General features: G+C 74.4%; 14 protein-coding genes. 4 read left to right on the top strand and 10 right to left on the bottom strand.

Going from position 1 to position 16788, the window contains the following annotated elements; genetic code table 11:
• The first annotated feature begins 163 nt into the window (after nucleotides 1-163).
• Nucleotides 164-1519 (top strand): 4-aminobutyrate--2-oxoglutarate transaminase, encoded by a 1356-nt coding sequence (gene gabT / locus ACIG5E_RS31105; RefSeq protein ID WP_396539057.1) that lies wholly within the window; start codon nucleotides 164-166, stop codon nucleotides 1517-1519.
• Between the two features lie 490 nt (nucleotides 1520-2009).
• Nucleotides 2010-2639 carry a phosphatase PAP2 family protein gene (locus ACIG5E_RS31100; protein WP_396539055.1) on the top strand — a complete coding sequence of 210 codons (630 nt, stop codon included), beginning with the start codon at nucleotides 2010-2012 and terminating at the stop codon, nucleotides 2637-2639.
• A 5-nt stretch (nucleotides 2640-2644) separates the two neighbouring features.
• Here the strand turns inward: ACIG5E_RS31100 and ACIG5E_RS31095 are convergent, their stop codons facing one another.
• Nucleotides 2645-2983: a DUF2218 domain-containing protein gene (locus ACIG5E_RS31095; protein ID WP_396539053.1), complete on the bottom strand. Its 339-nt coding sequence runs from the start codon at nucleotides 2981-2983 to the stop codon at nucleotides 2645-2647.
• Nucleotides 2984-3148: 165 nt separating this feature from the next.
• Here ACIG5E_RS31095 and ACIG5E_RS31090 point away from each other — a divergent pair, with 165 nt between their 5' ends.
• Nucleotides 3149-3694: a MarR family winged helix-turn-helix transcriptional regulator gene (locus ACIG5E_RS31090; RefSeq protein WP_396539051.1), complete on the top strand. Its 546-nt coding sequence runs from the start codon at nucleotides 3149-3151 to the stop codon at nucleotides 3692-3694.
• Here ACIG5E_RS31090 and ACIG5E_RS31085 read toward each other — a convergent pair.
• On the bottom strand, nucleotides 3585-4526 hold the full coding sequence (locus ACIG5E_RS31085) for an EamA family transporter (RefSeq protein WP_396539129.1): 942 nt from the start codon (nucleotides 4524-4526) through the stop codon (nucleotides 3585-3587). The two genes, ACIG5E_RS31090 and ACIG5E_RS31085, sit on opposite strands and share 110 nt — an antisense overlap.
• Nucleotides 4527-4635: 109 nt before the next feature.
• On the opposite strand from ACIG5E_RS31085, the gene ACIG5E_RS31080 reads away from it, so the two are divergent.
• Complete coding sequence (locus ACIG5E_RS31080; protein ID WP_396539049.1) at nucleotides 4636-5553, top strand: LysR family transcriptional regulator; 918 nt, start codon at nucleotides 4636-4638, stop codon at nucleotides 5551-5553.
• A 35-nt stretch (nucleotides 5554-5588) separates the two neighbouring features.
• On the opposite strand, the gene ACIG5E_RS31075 is transcribed toward ACIG5E_RS31080, so the two are convergent.
• From ACIG5E_RS31075 to ACIG5E_RS31040, 8 genes are all read right to left on the bottom strand, one after another.
• Nucleotides 5589-6353: a ZIP family metal transporter gene (locus ACIG5E_RS31075; protein WP_396539047.1), complete on the bottom strand. Its 765-nt coding sequence runs from the start codon at nucleotides 6351-6353 to the stop codon at nucleotides 5589-5591.
• 332 nt (nucleotides 6354-6685) lie between these two features.
• Nucleotides 6686-8377: a restriction endonuclease gene (locus ACIG5E_RS31070; protein WP_396539045.1), complete on the bottom strand. Its 1692-nt coding sequence runs from the start codon at nucleotides 8375-8377 to the stop codon at nucleotides 6686-6688.
• Between the two features lie 115 nt (nucleotides 8378-8492).
• Nucleotides 8493-10301, bottom strand: coding sequence for a hypothetical protein (locus tag ACIG5E_RS31065; protein ID WP_396539043.1), 1809 nt, complete (start codon nucleotides 10299-10301; stop codon nucleotides 8493-8495).
• Between the two features lie 210 nt (nucleotides 10302-10511).
• Nucleotides 10512-11168 carry a YigZ family protein gene (locus ACIG5E_RS31060; RefSeq protein WP_396539041.1) on the bottom strand — a complete coding sequence of 219 codons (657 nt, stop codon included), beginning with the start codon at nucleotides 11166-11168 and terminating at the stop codon, nucleotides 10512-10514.
• 130 nt (nucleotides 11169-11298) lie between these two features.
• Nucleotides 11299-12588 carry a DUF6986 family protein gene (locus tag ACIG5E_RS31055; RefSeq protein ID WP_396539039.1) on the bottom strand — a complete coding sequence of 430 codons (1290 nt, stop codon included), beginning with the start codon at nucleotides 12586-12588 and terminating at the stop codon, nucleotides 11299-11301.
• Nucleotides 12589-12703: 115 nt separating this feature from the next.
• Nucleotides 12704-14323 carry a DUF2637 domain-containing protein gene (locus ACIG5E_RS31050; protein WP_396539037.1) on the bottom strand — a complete coding sequence of 540 codons (1620 nt, stop codon included), beginning with the start codon at nucleotides 14321-14323 and terminating at the stop codon, nucleotides 12704-12706.
• A gap of 197 nt (nucleotides 14324-14520) precedes the next feature.
• Nucleotides 14521-15186, bottom strand: a complete 666-nt coding sequence (locus tag ACIG5E_RS31045; RefSeq protein ID WP_396539035.1) for a LuxR C-terminal-related transcriptional regulator — start codon at nucleotides 15184-15186, stop codon at nucleotides 14521-14523.
• A complete protein-coding gene (locus tag ACIG5E_RS31040; protein ID WP_396539033.1) occupies nucleotides 15138-16514 on the bottom strand; it encodes a sensor histidine kinase in 1377 nt (458 codons plus the stop codon). The genes ACIG5E_RS31045 and ACIG5E_RS31040 overlap by 49 nt, the downstream gene beginning before the upstream one ends.
• Nucleotides 16515-16788 lie beyond the last annotated feature (274 nt).

Raw genomic sequence — 16788 nt, 5'->3', positions numbered from 1 at the left:
CCCGCGCTCAGGGTAGTGGAGCGGGGCCTGCGGGTAGTCGCGTCGGCCGGGCTGGCCGTGCCGGACAAGTCGGACGGCGTAGTGCTACCGAGTGGCGCATGCCCGGCCGGGTTGGGCGGCCGTAGCCTGCGAAGCACCGAGCCGAGAAGTCTGGAGATACCCCATGAGCGCCGTAACGCCGCTCCCGCAGGAGCGCCGTCTGGTCACCGCGATCCCCGGTCCGAAGTCGCAGGAGCTGCAGGCCCGCAAGCTGGGTGCGGTGGCGGCCGGCGTCGGGACCACCCTGCCGGTGTACGTCACCCGTGCCAACGGCGGCGTGCTGGAGGACGTGGACGGCAACTCGCTGATCGACTTCGGCTCCGGCATCGCCGTGACCAACGTCGGCAACAGCGCCGAGGCCGTGGTGGCCAAGGCGAGCGAGCAACTGGCCGCCTTCACCCACACCTGCTTCATGGTGACCCCGTACGAGGGTTACGTGGCCGTCGCCGAGCAGCTGAACGAGCTGACCCCGGGCGACCACGAGAAGCGCACGGCGCTGTTCAACTCGGGCGCCGAGGCGGTCGAGAACGCGGTGAAGATCGCCCGCGTGTACACCAAGCGCACCGCCGTCGTGGTGTTCGACCACGGCTACCACGGCCGCACCAACCTGACCATGGGCCTGACGGCGAAGAACATGCCGTACAAGCAGGGCTTCGGTCCGTTCGCCCCGGAGATCTACCGGGTGCCGGTGGCCTACCCGTACCGCTGGCTGACCGGTGCGGAGAACTGCGCCGCCGAGGCCGCCGCCCAGGCGATCGAGATCATCAACAAGCAGATCGGCGCCGAGAACATCGCCGCGATCATCATCGAGCCGATCCAGGGCGAGGGCGGCTTCATCGAGCCGGCCAAGGGCTTCATGCCGGCCATCGTGGAGTTCGCGAAGGCGAACGGCATCGTGTTCGTCGCCGACGAGATCCAGACCGGTTTCTGCCGCACCGGCCAGTGGTTCGCCTGTGAGGACGAGGGCATCGTCCCGGACCTGATCACCACCGCCAAGGGCATCGCCGGCGGTCTGCCGCTGGCCGCGGTGACCGGTCGCGCCGAGATCATGGACGCCGCGCACGCGGGCGGCCTGGGCGGTACGTACGGCGGCAACCCGGTGGCCTGCGCGGCCGCGCTGGGCGCCATCGAGACGATGAAGGAGCAGGACCTCGTCGGCAAGGCGCAGCGGATCGGCGAGGTCATGCTGGGCCGTCTGCGGGCGATGCAGGAGAAGTTCGACGTGATCGGTGACGTCCGCGGTCGCGGCGCGATGATCGCCGTCGAGCTGGTGAAGCCGGGCTCCAAGGAGCCGAACCCGGAGTTCACCGCCGCCGTGGCCAAGGCCTGCCACGCCGAGGGTCTGGTGGTCCTCACCGCCGGCACCTACGGCAACGTGCTGCGCTTCCTGCCGCCGCTGGTGATCCCGGAGCACCTGCTCACCGAGGGTCTGGACATCATCGAGGGCGCCTTCGCGCTCCAGGGTGTCACCGCCGCCTGATCCAGGCGCCATCTGCCCGCCGGAGGGATGTCCGGACAGCGCTGAACGGCCCGTGGGGACTCTGGTCCCCACGGGCCGTTCGGTTCGCCGGGGTCGACCGAGGGCCCGTCCGCGGGGCCCGTCCGGGCGGCCCGGGCATGATCGACGGGACCGCCCTGGGGTTGTCCGGAGCGGGGTGAAGATGATGTGCGGAATCGCTGAAGGCGCTCGGCCGGGAAGGGTTGTTGACGTAGTGTCATCACAGATGGACAGCGAGCCTCAGCCATTGGCGGAGCCGTCCGCGGAGCCTCCCCGAGGGGAGGGTCCGCGCGGGCGCCGCGAGGACAACCAGGCCGCCCCGGGAGGGTCGGCACACACCGAAGGCCGATCGACCGACCGTCCGACCCACACCCCCCGGGGCGCACGGAACGGCGATCATCAGAGCCGCCCCGGAGCTCTCCCCCCTGCTCCGGGGCGGCTGTCCGCTGTTCCGGGCCGGGTGGCCCGGTCGGTGGCGGTGCCGGTGGTGGCGGCGATGGTGCTGCTGCTGGTGTCCTGGCAGGTGGCGGTGGACGGGCCGCTGCTCGGACTGGACCGCTCGGTGCGCGCGGCCGTCCGGTCGTCCCACCGGGACCACCCGAGCGCACTGCTCGACCACCTGGGCCACCTGTTGTCGAACCTGGGCGACGGTGAGGTCGCCGTTCCGGTGCTGCTGGCGGCCGGGGGGCTGGCCGCCTGGTGGTGGCGCCGGGCGGGGGCGGCGCGTTGGTGGCTTCCGCTGCCGGTGGCGGCGCTGACCGCGGTGCTGATCCCGCTGCTGGTGGTTCCGGCGAAGGCCGCGTTCGCCCGGCCGGGTCCGCTCGGGGATCCGCTGGCGCCGGGGCAGTGGGGCTGGTTCCCGTCCGGGCACACCGCGACCGCGACGTTCTCGTACGGCGTGGCGGCGCTGCTGCTGGCCCGGGTGGCGGGGGTGCGGACGGCCCGGGGGCTGACCGCGGGCGCGGTGGCGCTGGCACTGGGGGTGGGCGCGGGGCTGGTGTGGAGCAGCTTCCACTGGCTGCTGGACGTGGTGGCCAGCTGGTGCCTGGCGGCCCTGGTGCTGTGGGCGCTCGACAGGTGGCTGCCCCGGCCGGGCGCCTGAGGGGCTCAGGCCTCGGGGGCGTCCTCGTCGTTGCGGTGGACGAGGCCGGCCTCGCCGTTGTCGCGGTGCCACTCGACGACGAGTTCGTCGCGGGCGCCGAAGCGGACGAGGTGACGGCCGACGACGTCCTCCAGCTCGGGCAGCTTCTCGCGCTCGCCCTCGACGGTGAGCAGCAGCGCGTCCGGCTGGGTCTCCAGGGTGGCGGCGCCGGCGCGGAAGACCAGGGTGCCGTGGCCGGTCTCCGGGGAGAAGGAGGTCTCGATCCGGCGGCTCATGTGGGCGGCGAGCTGCTTGGCGTAGCGGGCGGGACGGTCGGTGGCGACGCGGGCGGTGGAAACGGGCATGGGTGCTCCAAGGACGGGAGGAAACTTAGGGTCCCCTCACTTAGGAGCACCTTAACGCAGATGCTGAGCTAAGCTCAACATATTTTTCCGACCACTTTCCGCTGCCGGCCGGACGCCCGGGACCGGCCGATACGCTTGAGCCGACGCCAGCCGAGGAGACCGCCGATGACCACCACGCCACCCGCCGGTCCGGCGGACCCCTCCTCCGGCCCCCGGCCCGGCGCCCCCGGCGCCGCCGCCGAACTCGCGGACACCATGACCAGGGCGATCAAGCGGATCCGTCGCCAAACCGGCTGGCGGCTGGAGCCCTACGGCATCACCCCCGGCCAGGCCCGGGCACTGCGCACGCTCGCCCACGCGCCCGGCTGCGAGACGCCGGACCACGCGATGCGGCTGAGCGACCTCGCGGAGAAGCTGCACATCGCCCCGCGCTCGGCCACCACGGTGGTCGACGCGCTGGAGGAGGCCGGACTGGTCGAGCGCCACCCCGACCCGGCCGACCGGCGGGCGGTCCGGATCCTGCTGACCGAGGCCGGGCGCGCGGCGCTGGAACGGATCGGGCAGGTCCGGGACGAGGTGGCGCAGGAGTACTTCGGCGAGGTCAGCCCCGAGGACGAGGAGGTGCTGCTGCGAGTGCTGCGCGCCGCCGAGGCCCGCTTCCTCGCAGCCGGGCCGCCGCCGCGGACGGCGCCCCCGGGCGCAGCGCGGTGACCCCGATCCCGGCGATCACCAGCAGGGCGGCCGCGGCGGCCGTCGGGCTGACCCGCTCGCCGAGCAGCAGCCAGGCCGAGGACATTCCGAACACCGGCACCAGCAGCGAGTAGGGTGCGACGGCGGTCGCGTCGTAGCTGCGCAGCAGGTAGCTCCAGGCGACGAAGCCGAACAGGGTGGAGAGCAGCCCGACGTAGCCGATCGCGCCGAGCCCGCCGAGGGTCATCCCGCGCAGCGCGCGCAGGTCCGCGTCCGGGCCTTCGACCAGCAGGGACAGGGCCAGCAGCGGCAGCGGCGGGACGGCGCTGACCCAGACCATCCAGCGCAGTGCGTCCGGCGGCGAGGCCTTGCGGGTCAGCACGTTGGCCAGGCCCCAGGCGACGGCCGCCAGCACGACCAGAACGAAGGCGCCGAACGGGCCGCCGAGGCCCTGGTCGAAGGCACTCAGGGCGATGCCCGCGAAGGCGATCGCCAGGCCGAGCAGCCGCCGCCGGCCGGGGCGCTCGCGCAGCAGGACGGCGGCGAACAGCGCGGTGAAGCCGGCCTGGCCCTGGAGCACCAGGGAGGAGAGGCCGGCCGGCATCCCGGCGTGCATGCCGAGGAAGAGCAGCCCGAACTTGACCACCCCGAGGACCACTCCGACCGCCAGCACCCAGCGCCAGGCCACCTTGGGCGGGCCGACGAAGAACACCGCCGGGACGGCGACCACGGCGAACCGCAGGGCGCAGAAGAGCAGCGGCGGGAAGCTGTCCAGGCCGACGTGGATGAGGACGAAGTTGAGGCCCCAGACGGCGGCCACCAGGACGGCCAGGGCGATGTGACGGGGACTCATGCTCGCGCCGACCGGAGCGGCGGGTGTTGCGGTCATGGGTCGAGCATGGCGGCGCGGGAACGTGTAGCACCAGCGATGAATTCTGAAGGAAACACTTTAGGATCGCTGCATGATGGATCTGGGGCGCCTGCGGGCGCTGCACGCGGTGGCGGTGCACGGCTCGGTCGGCGGGGCGGCGGCCGCGCTCGGGTTCACGCCCTCGGCGGTCTCCCAGCAGATCGCCAAGCTGGAACGGGAGACCCGCACGGTGCTGCTGGAGCGACAGGGCCGGGGCGTGGCGCTGACCGACGCGGCCCACGAGCTGGCCGCCACCGCGCGCACCGTCCTGGGGCTGGTGGAGCAGGCCGAGGTGCGGCTGGAGGAGCAGCGCGGCCAGGCGGTCGGAGGGCTGCTGGTGGCCGCCTTCGCGACCGGGGCGCGCGGGCTGATGCCCGGGGTGCTGGCCGAGCTGCGGCGGCGCTGCCCGGAGCTCGACGTCCGGCTGCTGGAGAGCGACCCGTACCCGGCGGCGGAGCTGGTGGCGCGGGGCGAGGTGGACCTCGCGCTGGTGCAGGACTGGCCGAGCGTGCCGCTGCCGGTGCAGGAGGGGCTCTCCCGGCTGGACCTCGGGACGGACCCGGTGGACCTGGTGCTGCCCGCCGGGGACGACCTGGCCGCGCTGGACGCGGTGCCGGTGGAACGGCTGTGCGGGCAGCGCTGGATCAGCGTGCCGCCGGGCAACATCTGCCACGACTGGCTGGTCCGCACCCTGCGCGAGGCCGGCGAGGAGCCGGACGTGCACTACCAGGTCGGCGACTTCGAGACCCAGATCGCGCTGGTGGCGGCCGGTCTGGGGATGGCCGTGGTGCCCCGGCTCGGCCGCGGCCCGCTGCCGGCCGGGGTGGCGGCCCGCCCGATCGCCTCGCAGCCGAGCCGGCGGGTGTTCGCGCTCTGGCGCGCCCAGGCCTCCCGGCGGCCGGCGATCACCGAGGCGCTGGCGGCGATGCGGGACGGCTGGGGCTCGGACGGGGAGGCTCAGCGGCGGTAGCGGCAGGACCGCCAGGACCGGCGGGACCGGCGACGCTAGCTGGCGAAGCCGATGACCAGCCACATGAAGCCGACCCCGGCCAGCGTGCACAGCAGGGTGCTGCGCGAGGGGTGCGGGCTGTGCGCCTCGGGGAGGATGTCGGAGGTCGCCAGGTAGAGCAGGAAGCCGGAGAAGAAGCCCAGGTAGAGGCCGAGCAGGTGCTCCGGGATGGTGAAGGCCAGGGTGATCGCGGCGCCGGAGACCGGGGCCAGCGCGTCGGCCGCGAGCAGGGCCAGCGCCCGGCGCCGGTTGTTCCCGTACAGCCGGGTGATCGTGTACGTGTTGAAGCCGTCGGCGAAGTCGTGGGCGACCACCGCGATGGCCACCACGGTGCCGACGGTGGTACCGGCCTGGAAGGCGGCACCGATCGCGAAGCCGTCCATCACGCTGTGCCCGACCAGGGCCAGCGCGGCGGTCAGGCCGATGCCCTGGTGCCCGGAGTGGTGGGCGTGGCCGTGGTGGTGGCCGTGGGTGTGTTCGGCGTACTCGCCCTCGTGGCCGCGGTGGATGGCGACGGCGCGCTCGATCACGTGGATGGTGAGGAAGCCGCCCGCGAACGTCAGCAGTGCCTGGGGCACGCCGTGCACCTCGCCCGGCGCCTGGTGGATGGCCTCGGGCAGCAGGTCGAAGGCGACCACGCCGAGCATCAGGCCGGCGGCGAAGCCGAGCACCAGGTGGCGGCGGTCGCCGGTGCGCTGGGCGACGAAGCCGCCGATCAGCGTCATCAGGAACGCCCCGGCGGCTACCAGGACGGCGGTCATCGGGCCGCCTCCGCCGCCGGGACGGTCGGGCCCGCCGGGCCCCGCGAATCGGCCGGGTCGGCCGGGCCCGCCGGATGGCCGGTGCCGCCGTGTGATCTGCCGAGCGCTCTGCCCATTCCTCTCCCCCTGGGGTCCGCCCGTCGCCGGGCCGACCGCCGACCGTACCGGACGGCCGTTCGACGGTGATCGCCCGGGGGGGTGCCGGGGGGCTCGACCGCTCCTCTGCGCGGTCCCGTCGGCCCGGTCCCCTCAGCCTTTGTCCGGGTGCGGAGGGGCGCCCGCCGGGTGGGCCGTCGGGGTGAAGTCGGACCGGGCCGCTCCGCCCCGGAGGGTCAGTGGCCGGCGGCGAGCGGCAGGCCGAGGTGGGTGCGGGCGAGTTCGCGGACGCCGTCACCGTCGATCAGGTGGATGTGCCGGTGGCTCTCCTCCGCGGTGAGGTCCAGGGCCTCCTCGGCGAAGCGGCCGGTGGTCAGCCGCAGGCCGCGTTCCGCGGACTCCTCGCGAACCGCCTCGGCCAGGGTCTCGATCTGCTCCACGCCTACCGACGCGGTGTCCCGGGAGGCCCAGACCACCCAGCGGCCCGGCAGCGCACTGCCCGGGGCTCCCTCGCCGGTGGCGACCAGCCCGGCCGGACCGCGCAGCCGTACGCTCCACTCGGCGAGCCCGCCCCGGGTGAGCAGGTCGCGCACCAGCTGGACGAACTCGTTGGCGGACAGGTCGGGCGCGGCCGGGACGGTGGCACCGGCCTGGGCGGCCGGCTGGACGACCGTCCTGGCGTACGGGTCCGGGGTGACGGCGGCGCCGAGCTGGCGCAGCCGGACCAGGGCCTCGTCCTGCTCGGCGTCGGCGTAGACGCCCTCGTCGTCGCGGTCCTCGTACGGGGTCTCCGGCGGCAGCAGTCGGGTGCGGGCCAGCGCGTCGCGGTCCGCGTCCACGCTGAGCAGGCAGAGCGGCTCGGCCGCGCCGGGCTCGCGCAGCCAGCCGTTGAGGACGACGCCGGCGAGTATCTCGTCGGTGTCCACGGCGTCGGCGGCCTGCAGCGAGCGCAGGGCGAGCCGGGCGACCAGCCGCAGGTAGTCGGTGGCCCGGTCCGCGGGCGGGCGCGGCACCGGGACGATGTCGCCCTCGGGGGCGAGCCGGTAGCCGGTGAGCGAGGGCACCAGGTCGAGCGGGGGCAGGTCGAGGTCCAGCACGGCGGTGCGGGTGAGCGGGCGGAAGACCGCCCGGCAGGGGGCCGACAGGTCCTGGGTGGCGGTCTCGGCCGCGGCCAGCGCGCGTTCCAGCAGCGACTCCACGGCGGCCGGCTCGGCCAGCCGGTAGGCGCGCCGGCACTCCTCCAGGCTCTCGTTGTACTCGCGCACGGCACGGGCCCGGGCCTCCTCGGCCGCCTCGTGGGCGCGCCGGGACTCGTCGGCGGCCGGGCTGCCGGCCTCGGCCTGACGGGTGCGCCACTCGCGCAGGGCGCGCTGGTGGGTGAGCCGGGCCTGGGCCAGTTCGCGCTGGTAGCCGGAGTCCAGGAGGCGGCGGGAGGGGCCGCGCTCCGGGTCGGCGACGGCCGGCTCGGCGGGGGCGAAGTCCTCCCAGCGGGGTTCGGACCCCTCGTCGGCCCCCGGGGCGTCGGCCGGGTAGGGGCGGGGCTCGTAGTGGCGCAGCTGGCTCTCGAAGTCCATGGCCGAGACGGGCAGCGCGGCCCGCCGCAGCAGGTCGGCCAGCCGGTCGTGCTCGGCCTGGACGGTGAGCGTGCGGTGGTGGGTGAGGGCGGCGGCCCGGGCGTGCGCCGCGATGGCCTCACCGGGGTCGGCGGGGTTCGGGTCGGCGGGGTTCGGGTCGGCGGTGCCCGGCTGGTCGGGGTTAAGGTCGGCCGGGTCCGGGCCGGGGCGGCCGGGCACGGCCCGGCCCGCGGCGCCGTCCGGCTCCGGGCCCTGGTCGGCGCCGAGGTCGCCGAAGACCGAGGCGAGGAAGCCCGGTTGGGGGAACTGGACGGTGGCGGTGCCGTCGGACTGGCCGTCTGCTGAGTACTGCATCGGTCGTCGTTCCCCCATGCTCGTCCGGCGCCTGCCGGGGGCGACCGACCGGCCCACGGCCCCGCCCCCTGCCGGACATTGTCCACCGAACGGGCGCGGCGGTCAGCCAAGCCAGTCAGTTGGTCCGGGTGTTGGTGAGGTGCAGACCGATGTAGCCGACATAGATCCGGCCACTGCCGGAACAGTCGTCCAGATAGTGCAGCCGGGGTGCGGTACGGCCGCCGCCGATCCGCAGGTGCGCGCCCATGAACGCGCGCCGGGAGGCGTCCACGCACTCCGGTACCGGCAGCATCCGTTCGCGTTTCCACTTGGTGTGGCTGAACACCGTCCGGGACTCCCCGCGCACCGCCTTGCGGGGCGGGAAGCGGTGGCAGCCGTCCGGCGTGTGCTCGCACCACTGCTTGAAGTCCCCGCCGGCCGCGCCGCGCACGGCTGCCTCCGCGTACTCCTGCAGGGCCGTCAGGCCGTCCCAGGCGAGCCGGGCCCAGCCGGCGCCGACGCACTGGAGTCCATCCAGGGCGAGCGCGCTCTTCTGGTCGCCGGTGAAGGTGAGCAGCGGGAACTCGCCGATCCTGACGAGGAGTTCGGTGAAGGTCTCGGGCTTGGCCGGGCACCCGGAGGACTGGGCGGCGCTGCGGCGGCCGGTGGCGGCCGGGCCGCTGCAGTGACGGCCGCTCAGGGCGCCGCGGGTGCCGGTGCGGAGGCGGCCCTCGTGGGCGTCCCTGGTCTGGCCGCGGTCACGGCGCTCCAGGCGGAGGGTGCGCCGGACCCGCTCCAGTTCGTCGGCCCTGGCCTGCTGCTCGGCGAGGTCCTGCTGCTCCTCGCGGGCGAGCGCGGCCAGTTCGGCGGCCGGATCGACGGCTGGATCGACGGTCCTGGCAGCGGTCGCGCCGGTGTTCACGTCGGTGCCCGCGCGCACGGGCCCGGCCTCGGCCCCGGGCGTCCGGTCGGCGGCCGGGCGCAGCTGCGGTGGCGGGACGCGCAACACCGGGACGGCGGCCAGCGGCGGCGGCAGCGGCTGGTCGGCGGCGAGGCGGCGCGGTTCGCGGGCGAGCAGCCCGGCGGCGCGGCGGAGGTCCTGTTCTATTCGGCCCCGGGCGAGCACCGGGTGTCGGGCACCGTCCTGCCGGGAGGCCGGGTCGACCTCGGGCAGGTAGGTGCGCACCGCACCGCCGTAGACGGTGTGGTACTCCAGCGCGACGTTGAACCCGGTGCGGGCGCCCGGGTCCAGCACGTAGGCGGTGGCCAGGCCGGGCAGCTGTCGGCAGAGCGGGCGGACCACCTCCTCGACCCAGTGGTCGAGCGGGAGGTTCACCGGGACGCTGGCGACCACGGTGGGCAGTCGGCGCTCCGGGTCGCACAGCTCGTCGATCAGGTCGTCGACCTCGCCGGCCGTGATCACCCGGGGGGCGGGGTGGACGGCGGCCGGGCCGTCGGCGGCGTCCAGCAGCGGGAGCAGCGTGCGGGCGAGTTCGGGGACCGGCACCCGGCAGGGGGTGCGCACACCGCTGCCGGTGTTGTGGGTCTCCGCCTCCAGCCGGAACCAGGTGGGGCCGCCGGTGACGGTGGCCACGGTGAGGGTGAGCTGTCTGGTGCCGTGGGGGGCCGGGGTGCGCAGGCGGCGGCGGTCGTAGCGGCCGGCGCCCGGGCCGCCGCGCAGCGGTCCGTGGTCGCGGTCCAGCAGGACGCGTTCGCCCAGGCGCAGGCGCTCGGCAGCGGGAGGCGTTCCCGCGGCGGCGTCGGAGGTGGGCGGGGGCTCCTCGCAGCCCTCCTGCTTCAGCCAGGAGGCGAGCTGTTCGTCGGCCAGGGCGACGGCCTCGGCGTGCGGGAGGGCGGTGGTGACGGTCATCCGGTAGGGCGTCGCGGGGCCGCGGGCGCCGGGCAGGGTGGCACCGGCGGGTGACGGCGAGCGGTCTGAGGTCATGCGCATACCTCCGTGGTGCGGGGTGGGGTCTGGTGTCCTCCATCGATGGTTTTCGTCCGGTTCGGCCGGATCCTTGCCCAGGAAACGCCACGGCCCGGAGCGGAAGTTCCAACTCCGGGCCACGACACTACGTTCGGGTGAATCTGTTCAAGCCGTCTTCCGCGTGGCGCAACCGCTCGGCTACGGGGAGCGACTCCGCGGGGCCGTGCGTCAGACCGGCACCTCCACGTAGGTGCGGCCGGCCGGCACCGCGACCGCCGTACCGCCGGTCGCCTCGGCCAGCCAGGTGTGGAACCCGGCCACCTCCGGCTCCGGCACTCCCACCTCGATCCGCACCCCGGCCGCCTCGTAGGCGAGGTCGCTCACCGCGTACCCGGCGGCCCGCAGGTCGTTCTCCACCCGTCCGGCGCGCACGTGGTCCGCCGTCACCGCGAGCAGCGCGACCGGCCGCCGCTCCAGCAGGCCGACCTCGTCGACCGCCGCCGACACCGCGTTCCCGTAGGCCCGCACCAGGCCGCCCGCACCGAGCTTGATCCCGCCGAAGTACCTGGTCACCACGGCGACGGTGTCGGTCAGGCCGCGTCGGCGCAGCACCTCCAGCATCGGCACCCCGGCCGTACCGCCGGGCTCGCCGTCGTCGCTGGAGCGCTCGCGGCGCTGGTCGTCGCCGACCACGAAGGCGGTGCAGTTGTGCCGGGCGTCCCAGTACTGCTTGCGGATGCCGGCGATGAAGGCCTGCGCCTCGTCCTCGTCGGAGAGCCGGGCGAGGTGGCAGATGAAGCGCGACTTCTTGATCTCGGTCTCGTGGCTGCCGGCCCGCCGGATGGTGAGGTACGGCCTGGCGGTCGGTTCCGGCGTGGCGGACATGGCGCGGTGGTTCTCCCGGGAACGGCGACGGCTGGCGGCGCGCACCCCGGGGGCCGGGGCGGCACCGCCAGCCTAGTTGGCGTGCGGCCGCAGGATCAGCGGCCGCCGGGACCGAGCGGTGGCCGGGGGCTCAGCGGCCGGCCAGGGCGTCCAGCCGGGCGCGGTCCAGGCCGGTCAGCGCGGTGACCTCGGCCGGGTCGACGGCGCCGCAGTCCAGGCCGCGCAGCAGATAGCCGCTGAGCGCCCGGGCGGTGGCCGGTTCGTCCATCACGTCGCCGCCCGCCTTGGCGACGTACGCGGCCAGCCGGGCGGCAGCGGTCGCCAGGCCCTCGCGGTAGAAGGAGTACACCGCGACGTAGCGGGTCGGCAGGTGCGCCGGGTGCATGTCCCAGCCCTGGTAGTAGGCGCGGGCCAGCGAGCGGCGGACCAGGTCGTGGTGGAGCTTCCAGGCGGCGTGCACCTGCTCGGTGGAGCCGGTGGGGATCACGTTGGTCGAGCCGTCGGAGAGCCGGACGCCGGTGCCGGCCGCGGCGACCTGCATGACGGCCTTGGCGTGGTCGGCGACCGGGTGGTCCATGCTCTGGTGGGCCGCGCTGACGCCGCAGGAGGCGCTGTAGTCGAAGGTGCCGTAGTGCAGACCGGTGGCGCGGCCCTCGGCGGCCCCGATCATGAGGGCGACGGTGGCCCGGCCGTCCGGGCCGAGGATCGCCTGGGTGGTCTCGATCTGGATCTCGAAGCCGATCCGGCCGGCGGGCAGCCCGGCCCGGCGCTCGAAGTCCTCCAGCAGCCGGACCAGGGCGGTGACCTGCTCGGCGTAGGTGACCTTGGGGAGCGTCAACACCAGGCCCTCCGGCAGGCCGCCGTTCGCCAGCAGGGTGGCGAGGAACAGCTCCAGGGTGCGGATGCCGCGGGCGCGGACGGGCGCCTCCATGCACTTGATCCGGATGCCGAGGTACGGCGGCGCGCTGCCCTCGGCCACCGCGGCGGCGACCAGTTCGGCGGCCCGGACGGCGGCGGCGTCCTCCTCGGCGTCCGGGCGGGGGCCGTAGCCGTCCTCGAAGTCGATCCGCAGGTCCTCGATCGGCTCGCGCTCCAGCTTGGCGCGCACCCGGGCGTGCACGTCGGCGAGCAGTTCGTCGTCGGCGACGCCGAGGGCGCGGGCCAGCTCGGCGGGGGTGCCGGCGTGGGTGTCGAAGGCCTCCAGGGCCTGGCGGCCCCACTCCCGTACGGTCTCGGCGCGGAAGGCGTCGGCGGGGACGTAGACGGTGTGCACCGGCTGCCGGGTGCCGGAGTCGCCCGGGTAGCGGCGCGCCAGGTCGGCGTCCACCGGGGCGAGCAGTGCCTCCACGGCGTCGCGGGCGGCGGCGGAGAAGGAGGCCCCGCCCGTCGGTCCGGTTCCGTCGACCTCGACCTGCGACATCCGCACTCCTCCATGCCGAACCAGCACTTCAACAATTTGTTGAGGCGAAGGTAGCTCCGGCGTGGTCAGTCGTCAATGGCCGACCGAGCGGTGGACGGAGGGTGTCGGCGCGGGCTCAGTCCCTTCCGGCGGCGGCGTAACGGTCGCGCAGCTGCGGGTAGAGCTCGGCGACCTCCTTGGGGTGGACCGAGCCGTCCGCCCCCTTGCCGGTGATGCCGTACTCGGCGGTCAGCCAGGCGGCGAGACGCGGGGGGTCGGGCTGGTGGCCGTGGTTGTCGATGTAGGAGACCAGGGCGTCGTAGGCGATGTCCTGGTCCAGCGGCACCGTCTCCGGGTGGGGTTCGGCCTGGGCGGCTTGGGCGGGCTCCTCGGCCTGAGCGGGCTGCTCGGGCCGGGCGTGGTGCTCGCTCTGGGCGGCCGGCTGACGGTGCTGCGGCTCGACGGTCGGCTCGGCCTGCGCCTGCGGCTGCGGGGCGGTCGGGTGCTGGGGCTGCGGCCGGGGCGCGGGGGCGGGGGCGGGCTCCTCGGCGGCCGGGCGCGGGGGCTTGAACCACGGCGAGGCCTGACCGGGCACCCGGCTGCCCGGGGCGGGGTCGGCCGGGTGGCCGGTGGTGCGGACCGGGCGCTCGGTCCAGACGTTCAGCTCCTCGCCGCGCGGCTGCGGGGCGCTGGCCGCCGCCTGCTCCGGCTCCTGGGCGACGCGCAGCCGGACGGCGTGCAGCTTCGCCAGCATCGGCGCGGCGACCTCCGGCGACATCGGCGCGGCCGCTGCGGGAGCGGGAGCCTGGGGCTGGTCCTGGGCGGGGTGTTCGGCCTGGGCCGACTCGGGCTGAGGCAGGGGCTGAGGCTGCTGGACCTGCGACTGCTGGGGCTGGGGCTGCGGCTGCTGGGGCTGCTGGGTCGCCTGCGGCCGGGCTCCGGCGGGGGCGGCAGCCGGGTTGCCGACCGCCGGAACCGCCGGGGCGATGGCCGCTGCGGCGCGGCCCTGCCCGGACGGGGTTTCCAGCTCCTGGGCCCCCTGCTCCGCCAGGGTCTCCTTGGCGTCGCGCTCGCGGGCCTCCTCGTCCAGCCGGTCGAGCAGCGACGGGTCCAGCGGGACGCCGAACTTGGCGAGCTTGAGCGGCAGCAGCGCCTGGATCGGGGCCGAGCGGCGCCAGCCGCGGCCGTAGCGGAAGCGCAGCTGCGCCCGGTAGACCAGCCGGTTCTGCTCCAGCCGGATGACCTCGTCGTAGGAGCGGAGCTCCCAGAGCTTCATCCGCCGCCAGAGCCGGAAGGTCGGCACCGGGGAGAGCAGCCAGCGCATCACCCGGACCGATTCCATGTGGCGGTCCGCGGTGATCGCCGCGATCCGGCCGACCGCGTGCCGGGAGGCCTCGACCACGACGACGAACAGCACGGGGATGACGGCGTGCATCCCCATGCCGAGCGGGTCGCCCCAGGAGGCGGCCGCGTTGAAGGCGATGGTGGCGACGGTCAGCAGCCAGGCGGTCTGACGCAGCATCGGGAAGGGGATCCGCAGCCAGGTCAGCACCAGGTCGAGGGCGAGGAGCACGACGATGCCCGCGTCGACGCCGATCGGGAAGGCGTAGGAGAAGGCACCGAAACCTTTCTCCATGGCCAGCTCGCGCACCGCGTTGTACGAGCCCGCGAAGCCGATGCCCGAGATGATGCAGGCGCCGGCCGCGACCAGGCCGAGCAGGCCGCGATGAGCCTTGGTGAGCGTTGGGCGTGCCATTACGTCTATCAACCCCTGGATGTCGGCTGCTGCCGTACGGGCCTCGGCTGCCGGTTCCCGTCAGTCGGGCCGCCGGACGGCTGAGCACCTCCGGGCTCGGCCCACCGGAGTTTACTCGTACGCGTGTTTCAGCTTTTCCGCAGCCTGGAGTGTCGCCGTACGGGCCGCCTCCCGATGCGTCCGGGCCGGTCGGGCCGTCAGCCGCTCTGCCCGGCCGTTCCGTTGAGGTAGGCCAGTACGGCCATCACCCGGCGGTTGGCGTCCTCGTCGGGGGCGAGCTCGAGCTTGCTGAAGATGTTGGCGATGTGCTTGGCCACGGCGCCGTCGCTCACCGAGAGGCGGGCGGCGATCGCCGAGTTGGAACAGCCCTCGGCCATCAGCTCCAGCACCTCGCGCTCGCGGGGCGACAGCCCGAGCAGCGGGCCGGGCCGGCGCGAGGTGGTCTGCATCAGCTGGGCGATCACGTCCGGGTCCATCGCCGTCCCGCCCGCGGCCACCCGACGGACCGCGTCGATGAACTGCCCCGCGTTGAACACCCGGTCCTTCAGCAGGTAGCCGATCCCGCCCGAGCCGTCGGCCAGCAGCTCCCGCGCGTACAGCTGCTGGACGTGCTGGGAGAGCACCAGCACCGGCAGGCCCCGGATCTCCCGGCGCGCCTTGAGCGCGGCCTGGAGCCCCTCGTCGGTGAGCGTCGGGGGCAGTCGGACGTCCACCACCGCCACGTCCGGGCGGTGGGTCAGAAGCGCCTCCAACAACTCGGGGCCGGTCTCCACGGCAGCCGCGATGGTGAAGCCGTGCGCTTCCAGCAGCCGGATCAGGCCTTCGCGAAGGAGGTAGAGGTCCTCGGCGAGGACAACTCGCACGGCAGCTCCAAGGTGATGGTGGTGGGACCGCCCGACGTGCTGTCGATGGCGAGGACACCGTCGAAGGTACCCAATCGGCGCTCGATCCCGCGCAGGCCCGTGCCCCGGGAAGGATCCGCCACCCCCGCACCGTCGTCCGTCACCGTGATCCGCAGGAACCCGGCCCGGTACAGGATGTCCACCCACACCTGGTCCGCCCCCGAGTGCTTGGCCGCGTTGGCCAGCAGCTCGCTGATGCTGAAGTAGGCGGCCGCCTCGACCGGGGCCGGCAGCCGGTCCGGCAGGCTCACGAACACCTCGGTCGGCAGCGCGCTGTCCAGTGCCAACGCCCGCACCGCGTCGCCGAGTCCGCGCTCGGCGAGCACCGGCGGGTGGATGCCGCGGACCAGGTCGCGCAGCTCCTGCAGCGCCCGGGCGGAGGACTGCCGTGCCTCGGAGAGGAGCTCCCGCGCGGCCGCCTGGTCGGTTTCCATCAGGTGCTCGATGGTGCCCAGGGTCATCCCGATCGCCACCAGCCGCGCCTGGGCGCCGTCGTGCAGATCGCGCTCGATCCGCCGAAGCTCGGCCGCCTGGGTGCCCACCGCGTCCGCCCGGGTCTCGGTCAGCTCGGCCACCCGCCTGGTCAGCTGAGCGTGCGTCGCCCGGCCGTCCTGGTCCAGCACCCTGCGGGCGACCTCCGCGTACCCGCGCACCGCGTACGGGGCGAGGAGTATCCCGGCGAGGACCATGCCGATCCCGACCAGCAGGCTCAGCGCCATGGACGTCAGCCGCGGACTCATCGGACCGAACGCGTCCGCCGGCACCGGGCCCGACAGGGCGAAAGCCGTGCCCAGCACCAGCAGCAGGCCCACCGCACCGCCCAGGGCCGCGACCAGGACGGGGTTCACGACCAGCCAGAGCAGCTCGGCGCGGGTCGTCCGGTCCCGCAGGCCCCAGTGGACCAACTGCGCGTACTTCGCGACCGTCTGCGAGCGGTGGTACGAGTAGCCCGTCCACCAGTGCCCGCGTTCGTCCGACTCCAGCTTCGGCAGCGGATCGTAGACCGCCGGCAGGCGGATGCCGTACCAACGCTGCAGGAACCGACGCGTACGGTCCGCGGTCCGCCGGACGCAGGCGGCGGCCACCGCGGAGCCCACGACCGCCGCGACCGCGAGGGCCAGCAGGGACGCCGAGAAGTAGTACTGCAGGAACTGGGCCGTCACCGCCCCGGTGAAGATCGCAGCCCCCACCGGCAGCGCGAACCCCGGCACCGCGGCCAGCACTGCCTGCGCCAGCCGTGCCAGCCCCTGACCGCCGGCCTGGAAGGCCTCCCGCGTCTGCGTACGCACGGGCGTGCCGCTCGTACGAGTCTCTGTGGTCACGCAAGCTCCCGATGCCGGTACCGATCGTCCTTCATCAGTTTTCACGAACGACCCGCTCCGGACACTGGTCATGGGACCCCAATTCCGGGGTGGACCTAGGACCACCTGTCGGTGGTAGGAGCAACACCTGACTGGTCTGACGGTCGGGAAATGCGAAAAGCCCCCGATCCGATGGATCGGGGGCTTTTCTGAATGATTGTTCGGCGGCGTCCTACTCTCCCACAGGGTCCCCCCTGCAGTA

The sequence above is a fragment of the Kitasatospora sp. NPDC053057 genome, assembly GCF_044546945.1.
Taxonomy (GTDB): Bacteria; Actinomycetota; Actinomycetes; order Streptomycetales; family Streptomycetaceae; genus Kitasatospora.
Note: the sequence above shows the minus strand (reverse complement) of the source record. Positions and strands in the feature narration are given on the sequence as shown.

Bases quoted from the DNA above. Each gene is read 5' to 3' on its own strand.
- gabT (WP_396539057.1), top strand. From the start codon at position 164: ATGAGCGCCGTAACGCCGCTCCCGCAGGAGCGCCGTCTGGTCACCGCG.
- ACIG5E_RS31095 (WP_396539053.1), bottom strand. From the start codon at position 2,983: ATGCCCGTTTCCACCGCCCGCGTCGCCACCGACCGTCCCGCCCGCTAC.
- ACIG5E_RS31090 (WP_396539051.1), top strand. From the start codon at position 3,149: ATGACCACCACGCCACCCGCCGGTCCGGCGGACCCCTCCTCCGGCCCC.
- ACIG5E_RS31085 (WP_396539129.1), bottom strand. From the start codon at position 4,526: ATGAGTCCCCGTCACATCGCCCTGGCCGTCCTGGTGGCCGCCGTCTGG.
- ACIG5E_RS31080 (WP_396539049.1), top strand. From the start codon at position 4,636: ATGATGGATCTGGGGCGCCTGCGGGCGCTGCACGCGGTGGCGGTGCAC.
- ACIG5E_RS31075 (WP_396539047.1), bottom strand. From the start codon at position 6,353: ATGACCGCCGTCCTGGTAGCCGCCGGGGCGTTCCTGATGACGCTGATC.
- ACIG5E_RS31070 (WP_396539045.1), bottom strand. From the start codon at position 8,377: ATGCAGTACTCAGCAGACGGCCAGTCCGACGGCACCGCCACCGTCCAG.
- ACIG5E_RS31065 (WP_396539043.1), bottom strand. From the start codon at position 10,301: ATGACCTCAGACCGCTCGCCGTCACCCGCCGGTGCCACCCTGCCCGGC.
- ACIG5E_RS31060 (WP_396539041.1), bottom strand. From the start codon at position 11,168: ATGTCCGCCACGCCGGAACCGACCGCCAGGCCGTACCTCACCATCCGG.
- ACIG5E_RS31055 (WP_396539039.1), bottom strand. From the start codon at position 12,588: ATGTCGCAGGTCGAGGTCGACGGAACCGGACCGACGGGCGGGGCCTCC.
- ACIG5E_RS31050 (WP_396539037.1), bottom strand. From the start codon at position 14,323: ATGGCACGCCCAACGCTCACCAAGGCTCATCGCGGCCTGCTCGGCCTG.